General features: G+C 46.1%; 10 protein-coding genes. All 10 read right to left on the reverse strand.

Translation table 11 applies throughout. The features are described 5' to 3' along the window. Positions 1 to 6: 6 nt before the first annotated feature. Positions 7 to 651 (reverse strand): glycoside hydrolase family 16 protein, encoded by a 645-nt coding sequence (locus A3KS_RS0104840; RefSeq protein ID WP_169727694.1) that lies wholly within the window; start codon positions 649 to 651, stop codon positions 7 to 9. Positions 652 to 704: 53 nt separating this feature from the next. Further along, positions 705 to 1,115 carry a VOC family protein gene (locus A3KS_RS0104845; RefSeq protein ID WP_026393958.1) on the reverse strand — a complete coding sequence of 137 codons (411 nt, stop codon included), beginning with the start codon at positions 1,113 to 1,115 and terminating at the stop codon, positions 705 to 707. A gap of 168 nt (positions 1,116 to 1,283) precedes the next feature. After that, the gene (locus A3KS_RS0104850; protein ID WP_026393959.1) at positions 1,284 to 3,929 is read right to left on the reverse strand and encodes a cation-translocating P-type ATPase; all 2,646 of its coding nucleotides are present in this window, start codon (positions 3,927 to 3,929) and stop codon (positions 1,284 to 1,286) included. A 234-nt stretch (positions 3,930 to 4,163) separates the two neighbouring features. Beyond that, positions 4,164 to 6,065 (reverse strand): lectin like domain-containing protein, encoded by a 1,902-nt coding sequence (locus A3KS_RS20100; RefSeq protein WP_051355665.1) that lies wholly within the window; start codon positions 6,063 to 6,065, stop codon positions 4,164 to 4,166. Between the two features lie 43 nt (positions 6,066 to 6,108). Further along, the gene (locus tag A3KS_RS0104860) at positions 6,109 to 6,336 is read right to left on the reverse strand and encodes a hypothetical protein (protein ID WP_026393960.1); all 228 of its coding nucleotides are present in this window, start codon (positions 6,334 to 6,336) and stop codon (positions 6,109 to 6,111) included. A 207-nt stretch (positions 6,337 to 6,543) separates the two neighbouring features. After that, the gene (gene phnD, locus A3KS_RS20105) at positions 6,544 to 8,442 is read right to left on the reverse strand and encodes a phosphate/phosphite/phosphonate ABC transporter substrate-binding protein (protein WP_051355666.1); all 1,899 of its coding nucleotides are present in this window, start codon (positions 8,440 to 8,442) and stop codon (positions 6,544 to 6,546) included. 33 nt (positions 8,443 to 8,475) lie between these two features. Continuing rightward, on the reverse strand, positions 8,476 to 9,705 hold the full coding sequence (locus A3KS_RS0104875) for an aminopeptidase (RefSeq protein ID WP_026393961.1): 1,230 nt from the start codon (positions 9,703 to 9,705) through the stop codon (positions 8,476 to 8,478). A 253-nt stretch (positions 9,706 to 9,958) separates the two neighbouring features. Next, positions 9,959 to 11,032, reverse strand: coding sequence for a butyrate kinase (gene buk / locus A3KS_RS0104880; RefSeq protein WP_026393962.1), 1,074 nt, complete (start codon positions 11,030 to 11,032; stop codon positions 9,959 to 9,961). Between the two features lie 73 nt (positions 11,033 to 11,105). Further along, positions 11,106 to 12,266: an ArsA family ATPase gene (locus A3KS_RS0104885; RefSeq protein WP_026393963.1), complete on the reverse strand. Its 1,161-nt coding sequence runs from the start codon at positions 12,264 to 12,266 to the stop codon at positions 11,106 to 11,108. A gap of 45 nt (positions 12,267 to 12,311) precedes the next feature. Then, positions 12,312 to 12,557: a hypothetical protein gene (locus tag A3KS_RS0104890; RefSeq protein ID WP_026393964.1), complete on the reverse strand. Its 246-nt coding sequence runs from the start codon at positions 12,555 to 12,557 to the stop codon at positions 12,312 to 12,314. Positions 12,558 to 12,639: the final 82 nt, after the last annotated feature.

Genomic DNA, 12,639 nt, shown 5'->3' on the forward strand with positions numbered 1-12,639 from the left:
TTCCTCCTAATATTGAACCCAATCAACTAATAAAAACTGATCTTCTGTGGTCGGGGTTCCCTCCAGCCAGTTGGGGTACCAGCTGTTGACCATCAGCTGCATAGGGTATTCCGCCGGGAAGCCATCTTGCCATTCCAGAATAAACTTATTGTCCACGTAAAAAGCCACCCGATCCGCTGCATAGTCAAAGCGATACGTGTGAAAATCAGAGGTAGGATCAAAGCCCAGCTTTCCTACGTATTCATTCTGTACCTCACCATTAGCATAAGTGGTCAGTAACAGCTTTCCTTCTTTGGTATTATGTATTTCAATATCGATTTCGTAAAAATAATCTGGGGGCGCATAGAGAAAAAAGCCGGTAATGGATGAAGGTGCCTCTGGCAGTTTCATACGACTTGCATAACTGCCATAGGTCACTGCTTCACGGTTAACAATTTCTCCGCCTTCCAGGGTATTGGATGGCATTCTGATTTTCAGGATGCCATCCAATACCTCAATATTTTCGGGATTAAGCCAAGACCGCCCCAGGGTTTTGTCAGAAACAAGCCAGCTCTTTTGATCAAGTAAATCAAAATTTTCCTGACGCATCTGTCTTTTTATTTCCGGGTTACTGTCATGAGCTGACAGATTTATCCGATAGATATATACCATAATCCCAATCAGCAAGCATCCTAGAATAATTATAAGAATGACCTGCGACGGTTTCATTCTGCCGACATTTGCCAGCCAATGCCGAATTTATCGGTTAATGATCCATAGGCCTTACTCCAGAAAGTTTCTTGAAGTAACATCTCAACCGTACCACCTTTGCTTAATAAACCAAACAGCCGCTTGATTTCTTCCACATCATCAAGGGTAACGATCAGAGTAATGTTATTTCCTTTAATAAAAGGCATCCCTGGTGGCACATCCGAAAACATAATCATATTTCCCTTAATATCCATTTGAGCATTGGCCACCAGATCCTTGATGTTATCCGTCATCGGAAAACTTGGATCTGCCGGCATTTCGCCAAAAGTCATAATCTCAGGCTCATCCGTCTTAAATACTTCTTTGTAAAACATCACCGCTTCCAGGCAGTTTCCGGGAAAATTAATGTAAGGACCAATCTTCATTTTTCTCTCCTTTATTTTTTATTCGGCTCTGATATTCTGATTCTAAACCTATTCATACCCAATTGCAGTAAATTTAAAGGACGCTCTTGAATATTTATCGATAAAATGAAAAAAGGCATCTGCGCAGTAATGCCCAGATGCCTAAAGACCTAACTCGATGTTCTCGAATTATTTAGCTTCATATTTTCTTTGAAAGAATTTTACTGTTTCAACAATTGGAATCACGACCACAGCAAGCCCCATGGCAGCAAAATATTCAGCCAGACTGATGGGTTCAAATTCAAAGGCGGCGGCAATCGGCGGAATAAAAATAACCGCTGTTGTCAGCACTAAAGAAACTGCCATCGCCAGAAATAAAAACTTATTCTGGTGCTGCATCTTAAAGATCGACTGACGTCGGCTGCGCATATTGAGCGAGTGGAACATTTCGGCCATCGAGAGGGTTAAGAACGCCATCGTCATCCCATCGGCACTTTCGGCAATTTCCCATACACCGGCTTCCATATAGTGACCCACGAAATAGGCGACTATAGTGACCAGCGCCACCATAATACCCTGCCAGATCACATCAACCCCCAGCCCGCGGGAGAAAATACCCTCTTTAGCTTCACGGGGCGGATTTTTCATCGTATCGGCTTCCTCACCTTCCATTCCTAAGGCAATAGCCGGGAAGGAGTCCGTGATCAGGTTGATCCACAATAAATGAACCGGTTTCAGAATCGTGAATCCCAACAAGGTGGCCACAAAGATGGCGATAACTTCCGATAGGTTGGAAGACAGCAAAAACTGAATCGCCTTGCGGATATTATCGTAAATACGACGACCTTCCTCCACTGCATTGACAATTGTGGCAAAATTATCATCTGCCAGCACCATATCTGCAACATTTTTAGTAACATCGGTGCCAGTGATCCCCATTCCTACTCCAATATCGGCGGTTTTAATCGACGGCGCATCGTTGACCCCATCACCAGTCATCGCCACGATCATGCCCTGATTCTGCCAGGCTTTAACAATTCGCACCTTATGTTCCGGCTGAACTCGGGCATACACAGAGTAATTGCCAATGTCTTTCTTGAGCTGCTCTTCACTGATCTCATCCAGTTGCGCCCCGGTTATGGCTTCTTTGGGATCGGCAATGATCCCCAGTTGTTTGGCGATGGCAATGGCGGTATCGCGATGATCTCCTGTGATCATTACCGGTCGGATACCAGCCGACTTGCATTGGACAATGGCTCCCTTGACCTCTGGCCGGATCGGATCAATCATGCCGGTTAGCCCGACGAAGCACAACTGATGCTCCAAATAGTCCGGTGTCTGATTTTCCGGCATGGTATCCCAACTGCGGAAGGCGCCGGCCAGGACCCGAAGCGCCTGATCAGCCAGACGTTTGTTGGCCTGTCTGATTTCTTCACAAATATCATCTGTAATCGGTAGCTGGGCATTACCATCCCAGTAGGTGGTGCAGCGAGAGATCAGTACATCCGGTGCCCCTTTAACATATTGGGTAAAGCTGCCGTCTGCCATTTTGTGAATAGTACTCATCAGCTTTCGGCCAGAGTCAAAGGGTGCTTCCCCAACCCGTGGGGTTTGAGCTTCCATATCTCGCTTTTTCAAACCCAGCGAAAAACCGTAATTAACCAAGGCCGCCTCGGTGGGCTCTCCTTCGGCCCTGTTTTCGTCATTCAAACGGGCATCATTACAGAGAGCCATGGTTCGACCCAACAACGGTTCATCAAAACCGAAATGATCCACAACCGTCATCTTGTTCTGGGTCAGGGTTCCGGTTTTATCGGAACAGATCACCTGGGTACAACCCAGGGTTTCAACGGCAGTCAGTTTTCGTATGACTGCTTTTTCTTTGGCCATATTGGTCACGCCAATCGAAAGAACAATCGTGACCACTGCGGCCAGACCTTCGGGAATCGCGGCAACTGCGAGCGATACCGCCACCATAAAGGTGTTTAATACACCAATGCCGGTAATTCCTTCACCCAGATATAAGCGCACCAGACTGAGGGCAAAGATGAAAACACAAATGCCCAGAACCAGCCAGCTTAATACCTTACTTAACTGATTAAGCTTGATTTGCAGCGGTGTGGCATGTTCTTTGGCCTGGGTAATGGCATCGGCAATCTTACCCATTTCGGTTTGCATCCCAGTGGCCACAACCGTCGCCGAACCGCGGCCATAAACCACGGCACTACCCATGTAAACCATGTTCTTGCGGTCACCCAGCGAGATATCTTTTTGATCACCCAGATTCAGGGCGTTAATCACCTTGCCGACTGGGACACTTTCTCCGGTCAGAGCCGCCTCTTCAATTTTCAGGCTGGCGCTTTCCAGCAGTCTGGCATCGGCTGGTACCGAGTCGCCAGCTTCCAGCAAGATAACATCCCCCACCACCAGGTCTTCGGTTTTGATTTCCTGGATTTTTCCGTCCCGCATCACCCGGGAGGTGGCCGCGGAAATGGCCTGGAGCGCTTCGATGGCTTTTTCTGCCTTGCTTTCCTGATAAACACCCAGCACTGAATTGATTATAACCACCGCCATAATGATTATCACATCGGCAAATGATTCGCCCGAATAGGCGGCGGTAATGCCCGAAATAATGGCGGCCGCAATCAGGATCACAATCATCGGATCTTTTAACTGATTAAAAAGCCGCATCGCCAATGAATCTTTTTTGGCTTCATCCAGTTTATTTTTGCCGTTTTGTTCCAGCCGCTTGCTGGCCTCGGCCTGGGAGAGCCCTTCTCTCCCGGAGTTTAACTCCTTTAGTACTTCTTCCGAAGTCTGCAAATACGTCTTCATCCAATCCTCCTTCAAGAATAATTTTTGGTATAAAAAAACCAGGTGCTTCTGCACCTGGAAAAAATAACCCAAGTACAGAAAAACTGTACATGAGTCTCACTCATTAAGATAAGCCAGGTATTTCTACCATGCATGTTGACTTATCACGCGAATCGCGCAAATTACTCCCTCATAACTGCTTCATTTTACCCCGGCGCATTATCTTTGTCAAGATAATGCGCCGGATTTTTTATGTTAATTGTTTTCAAGATATGGTTGCGCGGTGGGGCCAGGTGCCGCTGAGCCTTTCGGCAATACCTGAACCTCAATCGCTTCCAAACGGTAGCCAAATCCCGCGGTGCCTGCTTCAGCCCCATTTTGGGCCCAGTCCATCCAGCCGACATTTTCGGCGTGGACCCGGTAATAGACGTCGAACTGGTCGGCATCAGCACCGGTTAACTGGATTTTGATGGCTTCCAGTCGCAGCGATTCGCCGGTCGTTCCACTCATTTCGCCATTGCTGCGATAATCCTGCCAGCCCTGATTTTGTATATGGGTGCGATATTCAATACCCAGATCATAGCCACTGGTATCCATTTTTATTTCAATCCCTTCCAGCCGTAAGGATTGACCGAAGGTACCGCTGATGCCACCATTGCTTTGTAAATTCTGCCAGCCCTGATCCTGGACATGGGTACGGTAGAGACAATTTACAAAGGTGTCCCGGCTTTGGGTAAAGGCTTTGATACACACATTACTGTTATCTTTTTTAGAGGTATCATACCAACCGCCAGTACCCGTGTTACTGGTAAAGCTCTCGCCGGGATTAGCACTGGCAGCGCTGCTGTATTCGGCCACCCGGCTTTCAACCGGCACGGACTCATTGGTTCCCGGGGTTCTGAATTTGACGACAACTGCAAACTTCTGGCCGGCTACCAGCCCCACCGGATTATCCAAATCGATGGTATAATAACCACTACGCTGGAAAGTTGCCGTCTGAGTGGCTCGCAAGGTACCACTGTTTGGCTTGCCATCATTGACATCGGTGTAGATCTTGATCTCCGCCGTTGTTCCGGGGGTTAGTGCGTAGGTACTTACCGCAGTCAGATTGTCGCTGGCGGTAGCGGTATAAATATTGGCTCCCCAGGCAGTGTTATCCCCGTCTGGATAGCCCATCGCGGAGATGTTGCCCAGTGGATCATACTGATAAATCCGGCTGTAATTATCGGTGGCTTGGGCATTGTGAAAAGCGGTCACATTGCTACCGGCATAGCTGTCGTAATAAGACATGTAGAAATAACCACCGTCACCCCAATCAGATCCCCAGCTATTTCGGATAATCCAGGCACCATCACCATCAGGTTTTTTATTAAAATTGCTGCTGCTGTAATTATCATCCCAGCCGACAATCGCCACATCATGATCGGGTTCTTCATCACCATCGTAGTAAAAGGCTGCGTTATCACTATTGAAATACTCATCGCTATCCAATGGTACTGAATACATGGAGGTGTAAAGCACCCCGCCATCCATCAGGGTCTGTTTAATAGCCGATGGTAAGTTGGGAATCGATTCCACTTCCTGAACATGATAGTCTGCAGCTAATCCAGTCTTTTTCGGGGTGCCATAGGGATCACTACTTTCACTGACCGGGCCACTCCATCGAGCCAGATAAGCAGTGGCCATGCTATAGTTCCCGCCATCGTCAGGGGTTCCATCAAAACCACTGTTCCACATCAGGTTATTTTCTGACAGATCGACCGTTGTATCTTGTTTGAGATAGGATTCCAGCGAAGCCAGACTGGCAAAAGCCCAGCAACTGCCATAATCACCCTGGTTGCGGATATCCGTAATGCGTCCTGTGTCGCGCAGATCATAGGATGCCGGGAGCGTTGCGGAAGAAGCTGTCGTGGTCTCTGCTACGCCCTCATAGCGTTGCAATGGTGGGGGGATGTAACCCCGGGAATGGCCGTCGTTAGTTGAGGTATTAAGTGTTCCCGACTTAACATCATCCCGATATTGAACAAAAGCCGGATTTAAAGGCGCCGCTGTCGGCTCAATGATTTCTTCAAAAGCCCAGGCACTTCCCGGAATCAAAACAGTCAACATTAGGCTGACCAGCAGTAATGACAGTAATTTTTTGAAATTATTTTTCATTTTCGCTCCTCGTTCTCATTATTTGGCCTTATCTTTACTCAGTTTACTTTGCTGATTCTCCAGTTCCTGGATCCCTTCCGAACTCGATCTGATCAAGCAACGCGTTGAATTTCTCGGTGAGGGTGTCGACATTAGTCTTCAATTCGTCATCTCCCGGGGTACAGTTCCCGGGGAAGCCGTAGATCCGTCCGCTCCCAACTTCCTTCAATAAAAAAAGAATCTCCGCGATTTCCTGGGCATACTCGTTTCTGATGTCTGTTAATTTATCCATTACTTCCTCCTGATAATTAGCTTTTGGTGCTATTTAGAAACTACTAAAAAAATTTAGCCACTTTGATCAAAAAAACAACCGCCTGATTTAACGGCGGTTATCTTCTTCTGATCCAAAACCAGTCTTTTAATAATCAATGCGATCATGATAAACCTCCCCTTATTCTATTATAGGAAGATATACCCAATCATGTCGTTTTTTAACACCTTACATCACTTCCCGGATCACATCGTATTTGGCATCGTCGCTTTCGACAAAGCCTTCGACTGGAGATTTGATATTTGGTGCCTTTATATATTCTACAAAAGCCTGTCTTAATCGTGTCGTAAATTCTTTTGGAAGTTTCGGATTAGCGGCAATGGCATCCTTGGGAATATCCGGCGTTTTAGCTAAGATTCTGAATTCATCCAGATTAATACCGCTCTTTTCCGCCCCTTCCATGGCTTCGCTATAGGTGGCTCCCGCATCATATTCCCGGGACAGCACCGCTTTGATAACACTGTCGTGGCTCCCCAGATAAGATGTTTTACTGAATATTGACTTGGGGTTCATGCCTTCTGATTTAATAATATGCTGGGCATAGAGAAATCCCGAGGCACTGCCCTCATCGACATAGGCAAAGCTGCGACCTCTTAGTCCACTTAAACTGTTGATGCCACTGTCTTTACGGGTGATAATATAGCCATTATAAGATACCTTGCCGTTTACTCGGGGGGATACCAGAGGCTCAATGCCGATTTTTTCGTGGGCATTGACATAGGCAAAAGGTGAGAACCAGGCCACGTCAATGATACCTTCCTTCATGCCTTCGCTGAGCGCCTCATAATCCTTAACAATCATCGTTCGCACCTTATAGCCGATTTTTTTGAAGACCCCATTTAAAATCGGTACATACATGGTTTTAATATTTTCTGGCGAGGTAAAGGGATTAACCCCAAAGATAATTTCATTTTTGCTTTTGTTTTTGGCGGTAAGCTTCTGAACATTGCTGGCCATTTCCGAAAGTTTTGTACAATAATCCAGCAGTTCAATGTTTTTAGCCTTTTGATTCACAATCGTACTGATCGTATTGGTCGTAACCCGATGGGTCGTGTCCACCGCATCAGATACTTTAGAGATCGACGTTTGAATGCCATGGGAGGTGTCCACCTGGAGGCTGGAAATCGCTTTGATTTCGTTCATCGAGTGGTTTAATTCGATCAGAACTTTTTGAATTTCTTCGATCACTTCGCCGGATTTCTGAGCGGTGTTTTCAATATCTCTGGTCCGGGTGGTACATCGTTCAATCGCAGTGTTGGAACGATCCACCTCAACAATCACCTGATTGACAATCTGTTCGATTTCGGTGGCAAAGGTTGCCGTACTGTCCGACAGCCGTTTGATTTCTTCCGCTACCACCGAAAATCCCTTGCCGGCAGCCCCGGCCCGGGCGGCCTCAATGCTGGCGTTAAGAGCCAGCAGATTGGTTTGCCGGGAAATATCTTTAATATAGTCTACGAACTTACTGATCTGTTTGGATGAACCATCCAGTTCGGTATTAATTCCCGAGGCCTGCTTCACTCCATCGATAAGATCCCGCAACAGATCAGAAATACTTTCGATGGTGGATCGGTTTTCGTTGAGCATGTCCACCGATTGGCTGGAGTTTTCTTCGATTCTGACAATATTTCCCTGAAGCTTATTGGATACTTCAGTAAAATGATTGATCTCCGAGTTGATTTCATAAGTGCTGGCGGCATTTTCCTCGCTGAGTTTGGCGATTTCCTCGGCCTGAGCGACGATCGTATTAAAGACTTTGACATTTTCTTCGGAAAACCAGCTCAACTTTTTTATGTCAAAGTCCATGGTTTCCAGCAATGAAAAAAGCTCGCTGTTGACATTGTCCTTTTCTTCATCTTCGCTGGGTTCTTCTTTCGTTGACATGGCGGTGAGCAGGTTTAAAATGCTGTTCATGGTGGCTTTGTTTTCATTTAATATTTCCACCGACTGAGCCGAGCTTTCTTCCAGGGTTATGATATTTCTTTTCAGCTCGTCTGAGGTCTGAGCAATGGTTTTGACCTCCTGGTGGATATTTTTCAAATTGACTTCATTTTTTATTTCTTCCATGATCTGTCTCCGTTCTCAATTTATAATGACGCTCTACGCCCAGTTTCCATTTATAAAAATGCTGATTTCCTGTCCATCTTTAGTAATTCCGGTGATTTCCAAATCTTTGGTCCCGACCATAAAATCCACATGGGTATCCGACTGATTGCCGCCGACAGCTAGTAACTCTTCTTTAGTCAACTTGCCCCCATCACGGATATTGGTGGGGTAGCATTCTCCCAGGGCAAAATGACAGGCAGCATTTTCATCAAACAGGGTATCATAGAAAAGAATCCCGGTATTAGAAATCGGTGAATTGTGGGGAACCAGTGCCACTTCTCCCAACCGCCTTGATCCCTCATCCGTTTCAATCAGGATCTTAAGATATTCCGCCCCTTTTTCGGCCTGATAATCAGTCACCTTACCATCATGAAAGGTCAGGCTGAAATTTTCGATTAGGTTTCCCTGATAAGAAAGCGGTAGCGACGAAACCAGTGTGCCTTCGGCCCGATAACAGTCCGGGGCGGTAAAGATCTCTTCAGTAGGCATGTTGGCAAAAAAATAAACCTGATCAGGAGTAAACTCACCGCCACCCTCCCAAATATGATCTTTCTGAAGTCCCACGGAAAAATCGGTGCCAATACTGTTTTTATATCGAAGCGTCTCGAAATGAGCGTCATTGAGGATACGGCATTTTTCGGCCAGCAACGCTTTATGGTCATTCCAGGCCGTGACGGCATCACCTTCGCCAATGCGTACGGCTTCAAAGATGGCATCCCAGAGCTTTACAATCGCTTCCTGTTCATAAAGCTCCGGAAAAACCTTCATTGCCCATTTGGCCTCAGGGACAGCTGCTACGCACCACTGGAATTCACTGTTCATCATTTTTTTATAATAAGGCTCAAATGCTTTAGCCGACGCCTTGCTGCTGGCTTGCAGCTTTTCGCTGGCAACCCCTTTATAGGCCTCCGGATCGTTGCCGATAATCGAAATCACCGCCGCTTTCTGCTCGGCATAATAGTTCCGCGATTCAGCCAACCAATTGGGGATATTTCCCAAAACATCCAGACCGACATTATCAAAACGGAGTCGGCTGGTTTTGACATCGTTCCAGAAGACGATTACATCTCTGGCCCCAGCTTTGTAGGCCTCAGCAACAATCATTCGTCCAAATTCAAAATTCTCCACTGAACAATTAACCACCGTCAGTTGATCCCTTTGTACATTTGCCCCCGTTCGGACAATAAGTCGGGCATATTCCCTTAGTTTTTCCATATGGTCCATTTGTTTTCCTCTTTTTCTATGGTATCGTTACAAAATGTGAAAACGCTATTTTGCGTAACAAATTATTGCGCAAAACCGCCGTTGACATATTTTTGTAAAATATGATTTTTTCTTTTTTTGAGCACTTATGGTAAAAATTATATCACTTTCATCAAATAAAGAAACAAGAAAAATTTGTGAAACCGGCTATATCTTTACTTGAACCGGGAACAATTTGTCAACGATTGGCCTTTTGTTCGCCTTCTTTTGCTGTTTAATCGTTAGTAAATAACTGCGGTTCTTCTTCGCCTCTTAGCAATCGTAATCCGCCCAGCGCCAGGGCTTCCATTTCGTTTTCCCCGGGTAGATTTTTAATTGGGGCTAGAAAGGCGATGTATTCTTTAATCATGCTGGTGAGTTTTTCCGAATAGGCCATGCCGCCAGTCAGGATAATCCCATCAATGTCTCCTTTTAACACCACCGCAATTTCACCGATGCCTTTGGCAATCTGATATGCCTGAGCCTCATAGATCTGTTTCGCTTTGGCGTCTCCAGCCAGAATCCAAGTTTCGATTTCCCGGATATCCCCAGTACCCAGATGACCTTTTAAGCCACCCCGCCCGCGGATTTTCTTAAGCAGCTCATTTTTCTGATAATTCCTGCTATATATCAGCTCCACCAGGGCCAACAAGGGGACGCCGCCGGAGCGTTCCGGCGAAAAAGGGCCGGCATCATCGGCTATCACATCGATGATCCGTCCCTTTTTATGAGCGCTGATGGAAATCCCGCCACCAAGATGGGCGACGACCAGATTCATCTCGGCATAGGTTTTCCCCATTTCTTTAGCGTATTTTCTGCCCATGGCCTTGCTGTTTAAAACATGGCAAAGGCTCTTTCTGTGAATCTCGGGAAAGCCGGTGACCCGAGCAATATCGGCCATTTCATCCGACGAAACGGCATCGTAGATAAAGGCTGGGATCCCCAGCGGGCTGGCAATGGCATCTGCCAGCAGCGCCCCCAGATTGGCGGCATGGGGCGAAAGCTGACCCGCTAAAATTAGATCTTTCATGGCTTGATTGACAAGGTAGCCACCCGCATGGATGGGCGGCAGTAAGCCGCCCCGGCCCACCACTGCTGCGAGTTTAGAGCGATCAAACTGATGCCGTCCTAATATCTCCAAGACCATGTTTTTTCTGAATTCGAACTGATCATTAACGGTTGGAAATGCCTCAAGGCTGGCGCTATCATGCTCAACCGACTGGGTAAACAGCTCCGTTTCATTTTCAAAAACGGCGATTTTAGTGGAGGTTGAGCCGGGATTAATGGTTAAAATAAGGTACGTCTTCATCGACCGCCATCCTCTCATTTCTTTTATTTCTACAGCGTTATTCTATCTATCCATTGTAAACCCAATTTTCCCATTATGCAAATTTTATCAGCAATTTTCCAGCTTCATATCTGGCACTTTGAACCGTTTTGTTACGTAACACATCCGGCAGCGTAAAGCAGCGTTTTTCGTTCTTGATCTGTATCATCAGTTCACTGCCTTTTTGGCCCATATCCAGATCCGACTTTTCAGCAAAGGGAATATTCAAGATAAAAGCGTAGCCGTCCTCTTCCTTTTTCACTTCAAAGATCGTATCCTTAAATAAAACCGCCGCGGGATCGGTATAACCGAAAATCTGCTTCGCGGCTTCCAGCAGGATTGATTCGGTAGCCAGTTCCTTATCGAGCAGCATCAGCGTAAAAACCGGTACCTCAGAAAAGCTCTCACGAATCTCCTTCAGCCCTTCCTCCTGCAAATTAATCCATTTACTGAAATAGCCATCGAGGGCTTTGGGCGGATAGACCTTATTGACAATCACGGCATCGATGTTATAGTTGTACAAATGCAGATAGGTAAAATTTCGCTTAGCCTCTTTAATGACAATCCGCTCCGGGGTCGTAACGATTCGAATACTGAGGATTTCTTTATTGGTCATGATCGCCTGAAGTTGATAAAGTTTTTCATTTAATTGTTCCACATCATCAAAGACATTGTCCTCGGGCATCGGGATTTTCATGACCTTCTCGACCATTGGACCGGCCACCTTGACTGCCTTCTTTTTCATCGGCAATACCGTTTTGATCATGTTACCAAACATTTCCGGAAATTTTAACAGCGACATCGTCTCCCCAGTGGGCGCACAGTCAACAATCAATACATCGTACTGGTTTTGTTCATAAATATCGGTGATTTTAAACAACGAAAACAGTTCTTCCAACCCCGGAAAGACCAGCAATTCTTCGGCTTCAATGCCCCCTTCGGCTCTGGCTGTCAACAACTCCTTCATGTAGTTTTTCATATTCCCCCAGGCGCGCTCGCCTTCCAGGATGGCATCAATTTCCAGACCCCAGAGCTTATCAGAAATCTTAACGGGGGTGTTTGCCAGTTTTACACCAAAGGAATCTGATAAACTATGAGCCTGATCGGTACTCATAATTAAAACCTTTTTTCCGTCTTTGGCCAGTTTAACTGCCGTTGCGGCGGCCACACTGGTTTTACCGACGCCGCCTTTGCCTGTGTATAAAATAATTCGCATTGTCTTCTCCCTTTTTATTCAATTGATTAATCGATTCTATTGATTCTAAGTAATCGTAACTTTTCTGACTTTTTTTTCGCCGTCCGATCCATCCGCTTTTTCTTTTTCGGCATCGTTTACCGCACTGCTTACATCAACAGCCCATTCCTTAGCGATGTCAAAGATGATCGCTTTGACTTCTTTTTCAATCACCTGAACATGTTGGGCGATGCTCGGCGACAGCAGCGACAAAAACGCATCACGTTCATATTGCTTTGCCAGGATCATGTTTTTTATAAATTCACGGTTCATTATTTGGGCCTCCCTTAATTTTTAATCTTAATGAATTATACCAGACTTGCTTAGCTGCTTGTTGCAATCAGACTGCGAAGCA

This window comes from Acetobacterium malicum subsp. dehalogenans DSM 11527, from assembly GCF_000472665.1.
Lineage (GTDB): Bacteria > Bacillota > Clostridia > Eubacteriales > Eubacteriaceae > Acetobacterium > Acetobacterium malicum.